This is a genomic window from Mesorhizobium sp. L48C026A00 (assembly GCF_000502375.1).
Lineage (GTDB): Bacteria > Pseudomonadota > Alphaproteobacteria > Rhizobiales > Rhizobiaceae > Mesorhizobium > Mesorhizobium muleiense.
This window is the reverse complement of record NZ_AYWU01000016.1, coordinates 48,063-65,203: the sequence shown is the minus strand read 5'-3', so window position 1 is coordinate 65,203 and position 17,141 is coordinate 48,063. Positions and strand designations below refer to the sequence as shown.

Annotated in this window: 17 protein-coding genes; 10 read left to right on the top strand and 7 right to left on the bottom strand. The window is 62.3% G+C overall.

The genetic code is table 11. The features are described 5' to 3' along the window. Positions 1-570: 570 nt before the first annotated feature. Positions 571-2,394, bottom strand: a complete 1,824-nt coding sequence (gene glmS / locus X738_RS65895; protein ID WP_031255598.1) for a glutamine--fructose-6-phosphate transaminase (isomerizing) — start codon at positions 2,392-2,394, stop codon at positions 571-573. A 194-nt stretch (positions 2,395-2,588) separates the two neighbouring features. On the opposite strand from glmS, the gene X738_RS84955 reads away from it, so the two are divergent. Then, the gene (locus tag X738_RS84955; protein WP_156942625.1) at positions 2,589-2,843 is read left to right on the top strand and encodes a hypothetical protein; all 255 of its coding nucleotides are present in this window, start codon (positions 2,589-2,591) and stop codon (positions 2,841-2,843) included. 364 nt (positions 2,844-3,207) lie between these two features. On the opposite strand, the gene X738_RS82970 is transcribed toward X738_RS84955, so the two are convergent. The 6 genes from X738_RS82970 to panB all read right to left on the bottom strand — a co-directional run bounded on the left by X738_RS82970 (position 3,208) and on the right by panB (position 7,407). Continuing rightward, positions 3,208-3,774 (bottom strand): DUF2285 domain-containing protein, encoded by a 567-nt coding sequence (locus X738_RS82970; protein WP_245277735.1) that lies wholly within the window; start codon positions 3,772-3,774, stop codon positions 3,208-3,210. Beyond that, positions 3,677-4,051, bottom strand: coding sequence for a transcriptional regulator domain-containing protein (locus X738_RS89125; protein ID WP_373420433.1), 375 nt, complete (start codon positions 4,049-4,051; stop codon positions 3,677-3,679). The genes X738_RS82970 and X738_RS89125 overlap by 98 nt, the downstream gene beginning before the upstream one ends. 22 nt (positions 4,052-4,073) lie before the next feature. Continuing rightward, positions 4,074-4,706 (bottom strand): acyl-homoserine-lactone synthase, encoded by a 633-nt coding sequence (locus X738_RS65885; RefSeq protein ID WP_023800931.1) that lies wholly within the window; start codon positions 4,704-4,706, stop codon positions 4,074-4,076. A gap of 93 nt (positions 4,707-4,799) precedes the next feature. Continuing rightward, positions 4,800-5,591, bottom strand: coding sequence for a LuxR family transcriptional regulator (locus X738_RS65880; protein WP_023800930.1), 792 nt, complete (start codon positions 5,589-5,591; stop codon positions 4,800-4,802). A gap of 95 nt (positions 5,592-5,686) precedes the next feature. Then, positions 5,687-6,550, bottom strand: a complete 864-nt coding sequence (gene panC / locus X738_RS65875) for a pantoate--beta-alanine ligase (protein WP_023800929.1) — start codon at positions 6,548-6,550, stop codon at positions 5,687-5,689. Beyond that, entirely contained in the window at positions 6,547-7,407 is an 861-nt protein-coding gene (panB, locus tag X738_RS65870; RefSeq protein WP_023800928.1) for a 3-methyl-2-oxobutanoate hydroxymethyltransferase, read from the bottom strand. Before panB ends, panC begins: the two co-directional genes overlap by 4 nt. A 173-nt stretch (positions 7,408-7,580) precedes the next feature. Between panB and X738_RS65865 the strand changes: the two genes are divergently transcribed. The 9 genes from X738_RS65865 to X738_RS65825 all read left to right on the top strand — a co-directional run bounded on the left by X738_RS65865 (position 7,581) and on the right by X738_RS65825 (position 17,107). Then, a complete protein-coding gene (locus tag X738_RS65865; RefSeq protein ID WP_023800927.1) occupies positions 7,581-8,549 on the top strand; it encodes an NUDIX hydrolase in 969 nt (322 codons plus the stop codon). Between the two features lie 66 nt (positions 8,550-8,615). Further along, positions 8,616-9,590: a quinolinate synthase NadA gene (nadA, locus tag X738_RS65860; protein WP_023800926.1), complete on the top strand. Its 975-nt coding sequence runs from the start codon at positions 8,616-8,618 to the stop codon at positions 9,588-9,590. After that, entirely contained in the window at positions 9,587-11,128 is a 1,542-nt protein-coding gene (locus tag X738_RS65855) for an L-aspartate oxidase (RefSeq protein WP_023800925.1), read from the top strand. Before nadA ends, X738_RS65855 begins: the two co-directional genes overlap by 4 nt. After that, a complete protein-coding gene (nadC, locus tag X738_RS65850; RefSeq protein ID WP_023800924.1) occupies positions 11,128-11,982 on the top strand; it encodes a carboxylating nicotinate-nucleotide diphosphorylase in 855 nt (284 codons plus the stop codon). Before X738_RS65855 ends, nadC begins: the two co-directional genes overlap by 1 nt. A gap of 98 nt (positions 11,983-12,080) precedes the next feature. Then, the gene (gene bioB / locus X738_RS65845) at positions 12,081-13,079 is read left to right on the top strand and encodes a biotin synthase BioB (RefSeq protein WP_051407876.1); all 999 of its coding nucleotides are present in this window, start codon (positions 12,081-12,083) and stop codon (positions 13,077-13,079) included. Next, positions 13,076-14,215 (top strand): 8-amino-7-oxononanoate synthase, encoded by a 1,140-nt coding sequence (locus tag X738_RS65840; protein WP_023800922.1) that lies wholly within the window; start codon positions 13,076-13,078, stop codon positions 14,213-14,215. The genes bioB and X738_RS65840 overlap by 4 nt, the downstream gene beginning before the upstream one ends. An 11-nt stretch (positions 14,216-14,226) precedes the next feature. Continuing rightward, entirely contained in the window at positions 14,227-14,862 is a 636-nt protein-coding gene (gene bioD, locus X738_RS65835; RefSeq protein WP_031255596.1) for a dethiobiotin synthase, read from the top strand. Continuing rightward, complete coding sequence (locus X738_RS65830) at positions 14,862-16,127, top strand: adenosylmethionine--8-amino-7-oxononanoate transaminase (protein ID WP_023800920.1); 1,266 nt, start codon at positions 14,862-14,864, stop codon at positions 16,125-16,127. The genes bioD and X738_RS65830 overlap by 1 nt, the downstream gene beginning before the upstream one ends. Then, positions 16,124-17,107: a beta-ketoacyl-ACP synthase III gene (locus X738_RS65825; protein WP_023800919.1), complete on the top strand. Its 984-nt coding sequence runs from the start codon at positions 16,124-16,126 to the stop codon at positions 17,105-17,107. The genes X738_RS65830 and X738_RS65825 overlap by 4 nt, the downstream gene beginning before the upstream one ends. Positions 17,108-17,141: the final 34 nt, after the last annotated feature.

Here is a 17,141-nt window from a genome sequence, read left to right as displayed (position 1 = left end):
ATATGGCGGCTCACCTGCTTCTGATCAAGTTCCAAGAACCTGCCCGCCCTGAGATGGCCTGATCGGCTGTAGCGCATCGACCTGCGATCCTACACGACTCATTCTCGCCGATGGCTTTCTTGAACAGCAACTCGAACTCCCCCTGACGCCTCCAGTGGCTATTCGCGGCACCGTCCATCCAGCCTCGCGGACGCTGATACCTTCGACCAATTTCCACCGCCGATGCAGCGAAAGGCGCGCTTGTGCTTGAATCACACATCGATCACCGCTGTTAACCAAATTTTTAAGCCGCCGATGCTTGTTCGGAGGCCGAAAGGATGAGGCGCCCGAGGAAACAGCCGAAAGGGCCGCGGGCTTTTGTGCTGACGTCGGCTTGAGCAAGCTCGATCCGGCTGCCCTGTGCAATCGCCCGACCGGCCGAAAAAAGGATGGCGATTGTCATGATGCGGCGACCGCGAGTTTCCCGAAATTACAGCAAACAATGGTCATCCGGATTTCATCCGAGCTTCGGATCCAGACAGGGGGTAGCGCTTTCGATGGACGAGCATCGCCACCTATAAAGGTTCACAATCATTCGACCGTCACCGATTTTGCGAGATTGCGCGGCTGGTCTACATCTGTGCCCATGAAGAGCGCCGTGTGGTAGGCAAGAAGCTGTATCGGCAGCGAGAAGATCATCGGCGCGATAATCTCGTCGACAGCCGGCAGCACGAGCGTGTGCATGGTGTCGAGTCTCGATGCGGCTGCCCCTTTTTCATCTGTGATGAGGATAATCCGCCCGCCACGGGCAGCCACTTCCTGCATGTTGGAGACGGTCTTGTCGAAAAAGCGATCATGGGGCGCGACGACGATCACTGGCATGTTCTCGTCTATCAATGCGATCGGACCGTGCTTCAATTCACCCGCCGCATAGCCCTCGGCATGGATGTAGGAAATCTCCTTGAGCTTCAGCGCACCTTCCATCGCTAGCGGGAAACTGGTGCCACGGCCGAGATACAGGACGTGACGACACTTTGACAGTTCGCGCGACAGGAACTCGATCTCCGGCTGGATGCTGTTGAGTACCTGGCCCATGACGCGCGGCACTTCGGCGAGGCTCCTGACGAGCGCCTGCAGCTCGTCTTCGGTTACGGTCCCGCGGGCTCTGGCGGCGCCGATGGCGAGTGCGGCTAGAACGGCAAGCTGGCAGGTAAAAGCCTTGGTGGAGGCGACGCCGATCTCCGGTCCGGCAAGGATCGGGAAGACCGCATCGGCCTCCCGAGCGATGGTCGATTCGCAGGCATTGACGATAGCGCCAATTTTCAGCCCACGCTCCTTGCAGTACCTCAATGATGCGAGCGTATCGGCGGTTTCGCCGGACTGCGAAATGAAAAGAGCCGCCGACTGCGGCGACAACGGGATCTCGCGGTAACGGAATTCGGACGCAACGTCGATTTCAACCGTCAGGCGCGCATAGCGCTCGAACCAGTATTTTCCGATCAGTCCGGCGAGATAGGCGGTCCCGCAGGCAGAGATCGCCAAGCTCGGGATCCTGGCGAAATCGATGCCAGAAACCATGTCGGCGCGATTCTCTATGATGTTGCTATAGTAACGGAGAGCATGGGCGATGACCTCGGGCTGCTCGTAGATTTCCTTCTTCATGAAGTGGCGATGGTTGCCCTTGTTGGCCAGATCGGCCGCGGCCGTGGAGGTATGGCGCGGACGCTCGACGGGATGGCCGTCGAAATCGAAGATATGGGCGCCCGAATTGCCGACAACGGCCCAGTCGCCGTCGATGAGATAGGTAATTTCATTGGTGAAGGGAGCAAGCGCGATCGCGTCGGAGCCCAGGAACATCTCGCCGTCGCCGTGACCGATCGCCAGCGGTGGTCCGTTGCGCGCCGCCATGATGGTCGACGGATCATCTTCGAAGAGGACGGCAAGCGCATAGGCGCCCCTGACGCGTTTCAGCATGGCACGCATCGCCTCTTGCCGCCTCATGCCCTCCCGGCGGTGTCTTGCCAAGAGATGCGCGACGACCTCGGTGTCGGTGTCGGTCTGGAACTCGGCGCCCGCCGCCGCCAATTCGTCCTTCAGCTCGGTGAAATTCTCGATGATGCCGTTATGGACGACGGCGACACCGTCGGTAAAGTGCGGGTGCGCATTGCGTTCCGTCGAGGCCCCATGGGTTGCCCAACGCGTGTGGCCGATTCCGATGTTGCCGCACAGCGGCTCTTCCTTCAGTCTCCTCTCGAGATTGACGAGCTTGCCCTCGGCGCGCCGGCGGTGCAAGGCACCCTCGGTGATCGTCGCAACGCCGGCGGAATCATAACCGCGATATTCCAAACGCTTCAACGCGTCGACCAACCGATCCGACACCGGCTGTTGCCCAACGATGCCAACAATCCCGCACATGTTCGTCTCCGCATTCTTGGCGGCAGCTTCAGCCCACGCGGGGCGGACACCCATCCGGCCGCTTTCATTGGGGATCTTGTAGTAGCACCCGGTAATATTGGTACAATCGATTGTAGGGATAACTTCCATCCACCCCGTGGATAAGACGCGTTTGTGGGGGCTGATTTAAACTTCTCGTTACGCCTGACGCCCTCATGACCGAACGCAAGCCCACACCCCACGGCACGAAGGAACAATCGGCCATGCGCGACCATCCCGGCTACGCACCTGACCACGAACCGCCCGCTCGTGATCACGCTGTGATCGGCATGATCACAAGCACTGTAGTTAGGCAGCATCAGCGACGCATGATCGGCATCATCATCATCCGGCAACGTCGGCGCCGTCGGCAAGATTCACGTGTTCGCCACGTTGATCATAATCATCGTCGCCGCCGATCAAGTTTCTGATTGCCTGCCGCTGTTGACGCGGCTTTCGCCGGTAGAGCTTAGCCCGCGACGGCCTATCAATACGCTGTTAGTCGGCATGGCCGAAACCGAGAGTCAGGCGGCGCAGCCACAGAGCACGTTCAGGCACCGTTTCAGTCAGCGCCGGCTTTGTCGAGGTTCGTGACGGTCATCAGGATTCTCGGGGCATGAATGCACTATCAGAAAGCGTTGGTTCTCAGTGCTTCGTCCGTATTACTCAAACCCGATTCCCGCAGCGGAAGAACTAGGCGCGTGTCACGTTTTGTACAAGGCACAATAGCAGTGAGAAATGGAGATTGATGCCTGCGCGTTTCCGAATAAGACAATCACCAAGCTGTCACCCGAATTACATCAGGAACTGTCTATAGCCGCCGCCCATCAGGTAGCGGCCACGTTGGATGGCGCGACGCACCTGATCGCGAAGATGACTACCTGGATGAGACCAATCTTCTTCGACACGGCGTCTCCCGAACAGGGCAATGGCGATCTCCTGATGAGATGCTCCCGCAAGCGAGCCATCCAAAGCCTGGAGCACGATACGCAGACGCGCTCCGCGGGGTTCCGGCGGAAAGCAAGCGGCTGCCAGGCGGCCGCAACCCTTGATGTCGTTCAGGAACTGAAGGGCAGCGACATGGAACTTCAGGTGCTGCGGCGGCACGATTGCGTCCACATATAGCCGCAACGGGCGGAGAAGGGAGGCACCGGAAACGGCGATCTGGAGACTCCGACAGTCCTCCCTCAGCAGCACGTGCTGCACGCCGGCTGGTGTCAGCAGGATCTCCTTGCCGCATGAGAGCGAAGGAAAATCAAGCGGTTCAAAATCGTGGTCGAGCCCAACCGGCTCCGCGGCCGCTCGCAGGACACGGGCACAGTCGCGCGGATCCCAAAAGATCCTTGCCGATGTGGCGTCCAATTGTGGCGCGTCCGCGAAAAAGCAGGCTCCATTGTTTGAGGAAAACTGATCCTGTCGTCAGCTCGATTATCTTCATATCGGCGTGGGTTCCGACAATGCAGGCGGGCGGTGCCATTTTGGCGTGGTCGCGCTGGAATTGCGGATTGCGCCGAAGAAATTCCCAGGCCCAGGCAGTACGCGGCAATCGTCTGGCATAGTGGTAAGCTTCGTGACGACGCCAGTCCGGCCAGCATGCGTGACCGACCGGCGCTTCCTTGGGCAGACCAGCATGTTTCACGGCTCAGGTGTCCACAATGGCGCTATGCCGACGGGCCTAGAACCGGTTGCCACAGTACCGGTCCGCTCAGACGTCCCCTGCTGCGGATGCGCAAAAGGGTCGCGTGGGAAATCTCGAGGAACCCGGCCACCGCCTCCGTTTTGCCGACGGGCTTCGGTTGTCCGATGCGCGACAATGGCCACGTTGCGAGGCGAAGGATCCGTTCCATGCGCGTATCGGTCACCGTTACTATCTGGGTCAGATCCTTGGCCAAGCCGAACTCGATCATGCCGGCGAAGAGCTCGTAGGTTGCCTGGGCCAGCCCGCCCGCTGCCTTGGGCGCCGACGGAGGAAGATCGAGCGCGAAACGACTGCTCTCCCATATGTCGGGGGTCGAGGGCACAACGTCAGCACCCAGCAGCACCGAGAACGTGTCGCGCAACATTGTGGGTCCGGTGCTGGGCAAAAGACGCACGCAACCGCGAATTCGCCAATCGGATCCCTTGAGAAGCAGATAGACAGGCTTCAGGCCATCAAACGCGTCGGTTTCCATTTGGTCTTCGGCGTCAACTTCCCAATCGAGCCTTTCCTTGAAGACCCGATACCTGAGCCCGTGCATCTCTTTGAGCTCGCTTGCGAACTCGCCGTAAAGGTCCGGTGTTATCAGCTGCATCATGGTCGCCTCCGTGCGGGATGTGTTCCCGCCATCGAAGGGCAAAGCTGACAGCGATGCAGCCTGTAGACGTTTACAGCTATCGTGGCGGAAGAATCAGGATCTCGCCTGGCCGGAGGCAGCCAGCCGTGCAACGGCCTGGTTGATCGTTCGAACGCCAAGCTTTGCTTTGGCGTTTTCCAGATGAAAGGTCACGGTGCGCTTTGAGACGCCGAGAAGCTGGCTGATATCCCAAGCCGACTTGCCCCGCGCCGCCCATTTCAGGCACTCGAATTCCCGCGGGGTGAGCGTTACGCCATCCACCACGCGATCGTCGGCGAGCCTGCGCCGGACATGGATATGAAAGTTGATGGCCACCAGCTGCAATGCTTTTTCGTAACGTGCCAGTGACCGCAACAGAGGCGGACGGGACTCGTCGGAAGCAAAGGTCAGGGCAGCAAACCGGCCGCGATGATCATGCATGGACATCGTCAGGCCGCCGCGGATGCCAAACTCAGCCGCACTCTCCAGAATTTGTTGCTGCGAATTCGGCAGACAGTGCCGAGCGCGATCCACACCCCAATCAAAGGTATCCCAGCCCTGCAGCCCGCGCAGGATGACCGGATCANGAGCGCGATCCACACCCCAATCAAAGGTATCCCAGCCCTGCAGCCCGCGCAGGATGACCGGATCAAGACTGTGGTACCGCTGTTGCAGATAACGTGATGTCCAGGATGAAGGATAGTTTGAGATCAATTGCGGGGCGTCGCCGGAGGCCGACGGGTAAGTGAAATAGGCGAATAGCGGAAAGTCGAAGCCGGCTGCAGCGGATGCCATTGCCTCACGGAGATCGACAGCATCAAAACTTGCAGACAGTTGCTCGACGAAGTTCTCAAACACGCGATGCATTTGCGCTTTGCGTAACCTCCGTAAATCGCTCGATGCCAGGCAGAGACCTTGTTTTAAACGATCCCGGACCGATACAGCGCGTGCCGAGAACCCCGTTAATCTGTTGAACCAATCCGTGATATTCTGACGTTGTCGATGAGCCGTGTGCCGCCGAGCCAGGCCGCGACAAGCAAGCGTGCCGGTTGGTCAAGGCTTATCATCGGTCGCAGATCTGCCTCGTCGCGAAGTTCCAGGTATTCGACCTCGCGATAGCCCGCAGCCAGAATTGCTGCGCGCGCTTCGGCAAGCGTTGGCAGGACGGGCGAGCCGCGGGCAAGCCGCTCAGCCGTCTCGAGCAAGACCGATGGTAGCTTGGGGGCAACAGCACGCTCTGCTGGCGAGAGCCGGACATTGCGCGATGATAGTGCAAGACCGTCGGCTTCGCGGACTGTCGGACAAGGAACAATGGTGATTGGAATATCCAGGTCCCGGGCCATACGCCTGACTAGCTGAAGCTGCTGAAAGTCCTTTTCGCCAAAGAAGCCGAAGTCAGCGCTGGTCTGCAGGAAGAGCTTGGCGACGACGGTCGCCACGCCATCGAAATGTCCCGGCCGGAAGGCACCGCACAGGCCCTCGCTGAGACCGGACACCGAAACGGTCGTGGCGAAGGCCGCCGGATACATCTCCTCTGCATCCGGCGCATAAAGCAGGTGCGCGCCAAGCGGTGCCAGCTTGGCGGCATCCTCGTCCTCGGTGCTCGGATACGCGGCGAGATCGGCCTGGCTGTTGAACTGCTTCGGATTGACGAAGAGCGTCACGATCACCCGGTCGGCCTCCTCGAGTGCCGCGCGCACCAGGCTGAGATGTCCTTCATGCAATGCCCCCATGGTCGGTACGACGGCGATACTGGCGCCAGAACGGCGCCATCCGGCGACGATTTCGCGAAGCTGGGCAACGCTCCTGACAATCGGCACGCTCACGCTGCTTCTCCGCTCTTGATGGCGTCCGCGTCGGCGCGCTTGGGCGCATCGGCAAACACGTGCTCGGCGGCCGGAAACTGGCGCTCCTTCACTTCCCGCGCATAGGCCGCGATCGCAGCCGCAGCGGCCTCCCCCAGTTCAGCATAGCGCTTGACGAATTTGGGCCGGAAGTCGCCGAAGAGGCCCAGCATGTCGTCGACGACGAGAATCTGGCCGTCACAGGCTGCCGAGGCACCGATGCCAATGGTCGGGGTCGCCACCTCCCCGGTGATCCGGCGGGCGAGCGTTTCGGGAACCTTCTCCAGCACGACCGCAAAGGCGCCCGCTTCGCTCACCGCAAGCGCGTCGCGCCTGATGCGCTCGGCATCCCCGCCTCTGCCCTGCACGCGGTAGCCGCCGAAGGTGTTGACCGCCTGCGGCGTCAAGCCGACATGGGCCATGACCGGCACGCCGCGCGCGGCGAGGAAGCCGATCGTCTCTGCCATCGTTTCGCCGCCTTCGAGCTTGACGGCCGCGCAGCCGGTTTCGGCCATGACGCGCGCGGCATTGCGGAAAGCCTGCTCGGGGCTTTCCTCGAAGGAACCGAACGGCAGGTCGACCACCATCAGCGCCTGCTCGAGGCCACGGCGCACGGCCTGGCCGTGCGTGATCATCATCTCCAGCGTCACACCGAGCGTCGAGGGCAGGCCGTGGAGAACCATGCCGACGCTGTCGCCGACCAGCACCACATCGCAATGGGGATCGACAAGCCGGGCGACTGGGGTCGTGTAGGCGGTAAGGCAGACGAGCGGCGTCCCACCTTTGCGCGAACAAATATCCGGCGGTGTGATCGCCTTGGTGTCACCAAACGCACTCAATGGACCCTCCTTCCCCAACGTTACCAACCGCGGGTGTCGCGTTTGCCACATTTTTGTGCAAGTGCGAAGAGCTAAAAAATGGCCGTGCAGCTGTGCGGTGTTGACGTGCGGACAGGCGCGCTTACACTTAAATCGATTCAGCCCCCCCGAGCTGGCCAACCACTTTCGCGAACATGGACGATCAGGCAATAGGAACCAGGAAAGACAGAGCCGCCGTCAAGGCCGACGAAGTCAAAGTGGACCTGATCGCCTTTGTCGTCGCCGTAAACGACAGTGAACCCTGTGTCCTCACCATCGGCCAGGCGGACACCCTGCCCTCCGGACCGTTTGCGCTTGAGCACCGATCGCTGCAATCCGGTTTGAGGGGGTGGGTCGAGCAGCAGACCGGCCATCCGCTGGGGTACATTGAGCAACTCTACACCTTCGCGGATCGGGACCGCATCGGCGCCGAGCGCCAGCAGCGCGTCATCTCCATCAGCTATCTCGCATTGACCCGCAAGGAACAGGCAGCGGGCTCGCCCAAGTGCGGCTGGCAAAGTTGGTATGAATATTTTCCATGGGAGGACCACCGCGCCGGCACGCCGCCGGTCGTCCTAGACATTCTGCGACCGCGCCTGATTGAATGGGCAGACGGCGTCAGCGACGCGGCCACGCGACACGAACGCCGGCAGCGCGCGGCGATAGCCTTCGGCTTCGATGACCGCCACTGGAACGAGGAACTCACGCTTCAACGCTATGAGTTAGTCTACGAAGCAGGCCTGGTCCAAGAGGCCGAAAGCGGACGGGACGCGACGCCGCCTCCGCTGGTGCCCAGCAAGTCCATGGTCGCCGATCATCGCCGCATCGTGGCGACCGGCATTGCGCGGCTGCGCTCCAAGATCAAATACCGACCGGTCGTCTTTGAGCTGATGCCGTCGGTCTTCACACTTTTGCAGCTGCAGCGAACCGTGGAGGCGCTTGCCGGCAGGCTCATCCACAAGCCGAACTTTCGCCGCCTGATCGAGCAGCAGGAGCTGGTCGAGGAGACCGGAGACGCCACCACGGAGACCGGCGGCCGGCCAGCGAAGCTTTACCGGTTCCGCCACGCCGTTCTCGACGAGAGGGTCATCGCCGGGACAAAATTGCCGCTGGCGCGGGGTTGACATCCCTTATACTCACAGCAAGTATATGCTGGTTATTTTCAACTAGAGTATAAGCTGGAGGGGTCGATGAGCGCCATGCTGCCGACGGCCGCGTTTCTCTATGAGCGCGTCCGACGAGTGATCCCGCCGATCGAATGGCCGGCTTTCGTCGAGGATATCGAGGCGATCCTTGCACTGAAGCGCGAGCGCAACGCCATCATCCTGGCGCATAACTATCAGACGCCCGAGATCTTCCATTGCGTGGCCGACATCGTCGGCGACAGCTTGGCACTGGCCCGCACGGCTGCGACGATCGAGGCGCAAGTCATCGTGCTGGCGGGCGTCCATTTCATGGCCGAAACGGCCAAGCTGCTCAATCCGCAAAAGACGGTGCTCATTCCCGACCTGCGGGCAGGCTGTTCGTTGGCGGAATCGATCACGGCAGAAGACGTGCGCTTGATGCGCCAGCGCTATCCCGGCGTGCCGATCATCACTTATGTCAATACGTCGGCCGAAGTGAAAGCCGAGTCGGATATCTGCTGTACATCCGGCAACGCCAAGGCGGTCGTCCAATCCCTTGGCGTTCCCCAGGTGATCATGTTGCCGGACGAATATCTGGCCCAGAATATCGCCGCCCAGACCGATGTGCAGATCATCGCCTGGAAAGGGCATTGCGAGGTGCATGAGCGATTTACACCGGCCGACATCCGCGAGTTGCGCGAAAGCCATCCCGGCGTGGTCGTGCTCGCGCATCCCGAATGCCCGCCCGACGTCGTGGCTGAAGCAGATTTTTCCGGCTCGACCGCTGCCATGTCCGACTATGTCGAAAGGCAAAAGCCGCCACGTGTCGTGCTGATGACGGAATGCTCGATGAGCGACAACGTCGCGTTAGCGCATCCAGAGGTCGAGTTCATCCGGCCCTGCAATTTGTGCCCGCACATGAAGCGGATCACGCTTGCCAACATCCGCACTGCGCTCGAGCAGAACCACCATGTCGTAACCATCGAACCCGGGATCGCCAAGCGCGCGCGGCTTGCGGTCGAACGGATGCTGGCAATTTGAGCGCCGATGTCCGCAGCTTCTTCGGGCGGCCCATCATCGTCGGCGGCGGCATCGCCGGACTGATGACCGCGCTTCAACTGGCGCCGGAGCCGGTGCTTCTTCTGTCCAGGACGCTGCTGGGAGCTGACACTTCGAGCACCTGGGCACAGGGTGGTCTGGCTGCAAGTTTCGGCGAAGACGACGATCCGGCACTGCACCTGGCCGATACGCTTGCCGCCGGGGATGGTCTTTGCGACACAGACGTGGCGACCCGCATCCTCCGAGCCGCGCCCACGGCCATCGAGGGGCTTGCGGGCCTTGGGGTTCCCTTCGACCGCACGCCGAAAGGATCACTGTGCCTCGGATTGGAGGCCGCACACAGCCGACGTCGCATCGTTCATGCGCATGGTGACGGCACCGGACGTGAGATCATGCGTGCCCTGATCGCGGCTGTGCGTTCCACTCCGTCGATTGTTGTAGTGGAGGGCGTGGAAGCGCGCCGGCTGGCGGTGCGAGAGAATGCGATCCGAGGCGTCTGGGCGAGCTGTTCGATCGGACCTTTCTTCTTCGGCTCACGGCGGGTCGTCCTCGCCACCGGTGGGATCGGGGGACTGTTTCTCGACACCACCAATCCTTGGGGCAGTTGCGGACAGGGCCTGGCGCTTGCGGCCCGCGCTGGAGCTGTCCTTGCCGACCTCGAGTTCATCCAGTTCCACCCGACCGCGCTTGACGGCCCGGAACGCCCTATGGCGCTGGTCAGCGAGGCTGTCCGCGGCGAAGGTGCTGCCCTGATCGATGAAACCGGCCAGGCTTTTCTCCAGAGCGTGCCAGGGGCGGAACTTGCGCCTCGCGATGTCTTGGCGCGCGCCGTCTGGAACCATCTTGCGAACGGCCACCGTGTTTTTCTCGACGCGCGGCAACGGCCTGGCCCGGAATTTGCTCGACGCTTCCCGACAATCGCATCAGCCTGTCGTGGAGCGGGCATCAATCCCGCGCGCGATCTCATCCCCATTCGTCCGGCCCAACACTACCACATGGGTGGCGTCGCCGTGGACGGCTCCGGTAGGACCTCCGTCAAGGGGCTGTGGGCCTGCGGCGAAGTCGCTTCGACAGGACTGCATGGCGCCAACAGGCTCGCCAGCAATTCCTTGACCGAGGCCGTCGTGTGCGCGCGCTGGGTCGCTGAAAGTGTCGCCGGAACGCCTGCTCGAAGAACAAAGCCTGCGTTTGCGGACGTTTACCCATCGCCCGGTCCGATACCCGTGCGTGTTTTCCTGTCGCGCGCACTCGGCATCGTCCGGGATGGTGAAGGTTTGAAAGCAGCCGCACGTGCCTTGTTGCCGCTCGCCGAAAGCAAGGAGGCGGCCTCGGATCCGGCGGCTGTCGGGCTGATGATCGCGGTTGCCGCCCTGTTGCGCGAAGAAAGCCGCGGCGCTCATTACCGGACAGACTTTCCTCATCATGCGACTGTCGCCCGACGGTCCGAAATCACCCTCGAAGCCGCCTTGGCCGCTGCGCGGGAACTCGGACACTCCCCAAGCCTCGAAGGGGCAAAGTGATGAAGCTCTCACCGCTTCCCACGGTCATGCTTGAGCCGCTTGTAAGGGCAGCTCTTCTTGAAGACCTTGGCAGAGCCGGCGACTTGACCACGGAGGCCATCGTCCCGAAGGAACACCAAACGGGAACCGTGCTGGCGGCGCGCCAGTCCGGAGTTGTCGCCGGCCTCGATCTGGCGATGCTCGCTTTCCGCTTGATTGATCCTGATGTCGAAATCTCGGTGGAGCGGGCAGACGGCTGCAATGTCATGGATGGAGAGGTCATTGCATCAGTGGTTGGCCCTGCCCGGGCCATTCTCACAGCCGAACGGACGGCACTCAATTTTTTGTGCCATCTGAGCGGCATCGCTACAGCAACGGCATCGATCGTCGCTGCGGTTCGTGGACATGGCGCGAAGATCGTCTGCACCCGCAAGACGACGCCCGGATTGCGGGCAGTCGAAAAGTATGCCGTGCGGGCAGGTGGCGGATCCAATCACCGCTTCGGCCTCGACGACGCAATTCTGATCAAGGACAACCACATCGCCATCGCAGGCGGCGTTCGCCCGGCGCTCGAGCGAGCACGAAGAGGGGCCGGTCATTTCGTCAAGATCGAAGTCGAGGTCGATACTCTGGGCCAGTTGGAGGAGGTACTTGGCTTCGCTCCCGATGCGGTTCTGCTCGACAACATGTCCCTCGCCGATCTTCGCCGCGCCGTCGCAATCGTTGGCGGCCGTGCTATCACCGAGGCTTCTGGCGGGATCACATCCGACACAGCGCGAGCGATTGCCGCGACCGGCGTTGATCTGATTTCGGTCGGCCGACTGACCCACAGCGCGCCGATCCTGGATATCGGCCTCGACTATCGGGGCTCATGATTGTCTGAGGAACGAACAGGATCGGGTCAACTGTCCTTTCCGATCGTCAGTCAGACAGCAAAGACCCCGCAAGGCAGAACCGGAGGAACAGCATGGACATGCAAACAGCCAGTTCAACGCAGATATCGCCACAGCCTCAATCCCCTGACCCTGGAGCGTGGACCCTGGAGAAGGCTCAGGCACTTCACGATGCCCCCTTCAACAATCTCCTCTTCCTCGCGCAAACCGTGCACCGCCAGAATTTCGATCCCAACAAGGTCCAGCTCAGCCGGCTTCTGAGCATAAAGACGGGCGGGTGCCCGGAGGATTGCGGCTATTGCAGCCAGTCGGCACATCACGAAACCGGCCTGAAGGCGTCGAAGCTGATGGAGGTCCGGCGCGTCATCGCCGAGGCGACCAAGGCGCGAGATGCCGGCGCTACCCGCTACTGCATGGGCGCGGCCTGGCGAAATCCCAAGGCGCGCGACATGGACGCGGTGGTGGCGATGGTCGAGGGCGTCAAGGCGTTGGGCATGGAGACCTGCATGACGCTCGGCATGCTCGATCTGGAGCAAGCCGCTCGTCTGAAGCAGGCTGGTCTCGACTACTACAACCACAATATCGATACGTCAGAACGCTACTACAGCGAGATCATCAGCACGCGCAGCTTTGCCGACCGGCTCGATACGCTCGAACATGTCCGCCAATCCGGCATCAAGGTCTGCTGCGGCGGCATTGTCGGCATGGGCGAAGAGGCAATCGACCGGATCGATATGCTGGTGACGCTGGCCAATCTGCCGAACCATCCCGAAAGCGTTCCGATCAACATGCTGATGGCGATCGCCGGCACCCCGCTTGCCGAAGCCAGGCCGATCGAGCCGATCGAATTCGTGCGCGTGATCGCGCTGGCGCGCATCATGATGCCGAAATCGGATATCCGTCTGTCCGCCGGCCGCACGGCCATGACCGACGAGATGCAGGCGCTGTGCTTTTTTGCCGGCGCCAACTCAATCTTCGTCGGCGACACGCTGCTGACCGCCGACAATCCCGGCGAGGACAAGGATAGTCTGCTGTTCCGGCGTCTCGGCATCGAGCCGATGGAACTCGAGGCGCAATGAACGGGGCACTGCTTGCCCGCTATGAGGCGACCTTGCAGGGACTGGCGCGCAAAGACCGGCTGCGGACGCTGAAACCGCGCGCCGGGCTCGACTTCTCGTCGAACGACTATCTCGGGCTTGCCGCCTCCAGGAGACTTGGCGAAGCGGTTGCGGCGGCGATTGCGCGAGGCACGCCGGTTGGCGCCACCGGGTCGCGGCTGTTGCGCGGCAATGCGCCGGAACACGAGGCGCTGGAGGCGGACGCGGCGGCGTTCTTCGGCGCCGAACGCGCGCTGTTCTTCGGCAGCGGCTACATCGCCAACTTCGCTCTCTTGACCGCACTGCCGCAGAAGGGCGACCTGCTGGTCCTCGATGAACTCGCTCATGCCAGCATGCATGAGGGGGCGCGGGCCGGACGTGCCGAGTTCAAGCTGGCCGCGCACAACGACGCCAACGCTGTCGAGGATGCCATCACAAGCTGGCGCGCCGAAGGCGGCATGGGGCGCGCCTGGATCGCGATCGAAAGCCTCTACAGCATGGATGGCGACTGCGCGCCGATCGAGAGCCTAGTCGCGCTTGCCGATCGGCACCAGGCGTTCCTCGTCGTCGACGAGGCGCATGCCACCGGTGTCTGGGGACAGGATGGCCGGGGGCTGGCCGCCGCTTTCGAGGGCCGGGACAACATCATAGCGCTCCATACATGCGGCAAGGCGCTCGGCGCTTCCGGCGCGCTCGTGACCGGGCCGGGAACACTATGCGACTATCTCGTCAACCGTTGCCGGCCATTCATCTACGCTACTGCGCCATCGCCGCTGATGGCAGTCGCGGCGCGCGAAGCACTCGCCATACTCTCCGACGAGCCCATGCGCCGTGTTCAGCTGCATGAGCGTATTGCCTTTGCGAGCCGCCAATTGGCCGAGTGTTGCGGCGTGACCCCCAGCGGCTCCCAGATCCAACCATTCATCATCGGCGACGTCAGCCGCGCAATGGCGGTGGCGGCGGCACTGCAGGCCCGCGGCTTCGACATACGCGGCATTCGTCCGCCGACCGTGCGCGAGGGCACATCGCGCTTGCGCATTTCGCTGACGCTCAACGTCGACGAAGCCGCCATTTCCGCCATGGTCGAGGCGCTCGTCGAGGTGTTGGCCCAGACATGACCTTAGGCGACATGACCAAGCGCATCGTCATCACCGGAACAGACACCGGAATTGGCAAGACAGTATTTTCGGCCGGGCTCTCCGGCCTGCTCGACGGCTTCTACTGGAAGCCGGTGCAATCGGGCCTCGACGGCGAGACCGACAGCGAGGTCGTTACGCGGCTCGCCGGCCTGCCGTCTGGGCGCGTGCTGCCAGAAGCCTACCGCTTGAAGAGCCCGTTGTCGCCGCATCGGTCGGCCGAAATCGACGGCGTCTCGATCGAGGCTGCCGATCTTTCATTTCCGGTCCTGCCGATGCCGCTCGTTATCGAGGGCGCAGGCGGGCTGATGGTGCCGCTGAACCGCCGGACAAGGTTCATCGACATATTCGAGCAATGGCAGTTGCCGGTCATTCTGTGCGCCCGCACCGCGCTCGGAACAATCAATCACACCCTGCTGTCGATCGAGGCCCTGCGGGCGCGCGCTATCCCGCTGGCTGGCATCGCCTTCATCGGCGATGAAATGACCGATACGCAACGGACGATCGTGGAATTCGGCGACGTGCCGCAACTCGGCAGGCTGCCACTGCTCGATCCGCTGACGAACGAAACGCTGAGGGACGCGATGATTGCCGGGTTCAACCTCAGCCTGATAGCTGGAGGCGAATGATGTCGCATTCCCGTGTGTGGCATCCCTTCACCCAGCACGCACTAGAGCCAGCGATCCCTGAAATCGTCCGGACGGAAGGTGCCTACCTCCACAAGGCCGACGGCGCGCGCATCCTGGACGCCATTTCCTCCTGGTGGGTCGTCACCCACGGCCACCGCCATCCCCGCATCATGAAGGCTATCGAGACGACCGCGGCGAGCCTGGACCAGATCATCTTCGCGGGCTTCACGCACGAGCCGGCCGAACGCCTGGCCAGGGCGCTTGTCGGCCTCACTCCCGCCGGTCTCGACTGGGTGTTCTATTCCGACAGCGGCTCGACTTCCGTCGAAGTCGCGCTGAAGATGGCGCTCGGTTATTTCCGCAACATCGGCGCGCCGCGCTCGCGCATCGTGGTCATGGAGCACAGCTATCATGGCGACACCATCGGCACTATGAGCGTCGGTGCCCGCGGTGTGTTCAACGCCGCCTACGAACCTTTGCTGTTCGAGGTCGACACCATTCCCTTCCCTGCCGCCGGGCGCGAACAGGAAACACTGGATCGTTTCGAGGCCGTCAGCCGCGACCAGCGCGCCGCCGCGCTGATCGTCGAGCCGCTGGTGCTTGGCGCCGGCGGCATGCTGATGTATCCGGCCTGGGTTCTTACCGAATTGAAGAAGCTCGCTGAGGCCTCCGGCACGCTGCTGATCGCCGACGAGGTGATGACAGGCTGGGGACGTACCGGAACTATGTTCGCGTGCGAGCAGGCATCGATTTCTCCAGATATCCTGTGCACCTCGAAAGGCTTGACCGGCGGCACCATCCCGCTGGCCGCAACGCTTGCCACCGATGCGATCTTCCAGGCTCATTATTCCGAGGACCGGAAGAAGACATTTTTCCACTCGAGTTCCTACACTGCCAACCCGATTGCCTGCGCTGCCGCACTCGCCAATGTCGAGATCTGGCGCGACGAGCCGGTGGCCGAGCGCATTGCGAACTTGGGCGCGAGGCAGGCCGCCGGGCTTCGGCGCTTTCGCGACAATGCCAACTTCACCGACAGCCGGGCGATCGGCACGATCCTGGCTCTCGACCTGCGCGCCGGCTCTGCCGGCTATCTGGCCGAGATCGGACCTAAGCTGCGGGCATTTTTCCTCGAGCTCGACCTGCTTGTGCGCCCGCTCGGCAATGTCCTTTATATCCTGCCGCCCTATTGCATCACCGGCGACGAGCTCGATCGGCTCCATGACGCCATAGAGGAGGCCGGCGAACGCTTCGGTTCAAGGCCATGAGCGGGTCGTCGCGCGTTCTCGGGTTTGGCCATCATGCGCCTGGGCGAAAGGTGGCGAATGCCGAGATCGAGAGCGATCTTGGGCTCGAACCTGGCTGGATCGAGCGGCGTACTGGAATCCGGTCGCGCTTCTGGGCAACGGACGATGACACGCTGTCTGGTCTTGCTGCGCAGGCCGGCGCCATGGCGCTGGCGAACGCCGGCATCGACCGGAGCGACATCGGTCTTCTGTTGCTTGCCACCTCGACGCCCGATCACCTTCTGCCGCCAAGCGCGCCCTTGATCGCACATCGGCTCGGACTCGGCCGAGCCGGAGCGGTCGACCTGACCGGCGCCTGCGCCGGCTTCGTCTATGCGCTAATGTTCGCGGACGGATTCACCCGCCTGCATGGCAAAGCGGCCCTTGTCATTGCCGCCAACATCCTTAGCCGCCGTATCAATCCGGCCGAGCGCGCCAGCGCCGTCCTGTTTGCCGATGCCGCCGGCGCTGTGGTGATTGGACCGTGCGACGACCCGGGTCGAGGCATTCTCGGTGCATCGGTGGATTCCGACGGCTCACGCTACGGGCTGATCCAGATCCCCGCGGGAGGAAGCAACACACCGTTCCATGGCGACCTTGACCTCGGACAGATCCGGATGACGATCACCGACGGCCGTGAAGTGTTCAGCAGGGCCGTGGATATGATGACTGCCTGCTCTCAGGACGCGCTCGCCGCAGCCAGAATGCAGCCGCAAGATCTCGATCGGTTCGTGCCGCATCAGGCCAATGCCCGCATTTTCGATGCCGTCGGACGAAACCTCGGCATAGCAGATCATGCAATCGTCAAGACGATCGCCGACTTCGGCAATTCTTCCGCCGCAACCATCCCGCTCTCCCTGTCGCTGGCCCATCAGACGGAGCCGTTTCGGCCTGGCGAGAAAATCCTCCTTGCGGCGGCAGGTGCAGGTCTCAGCGGCGGCGCGCTCGTCGTCGGAATTTAACCGAGCAACCGGCCGCGCGCAGGACGCGTGATGA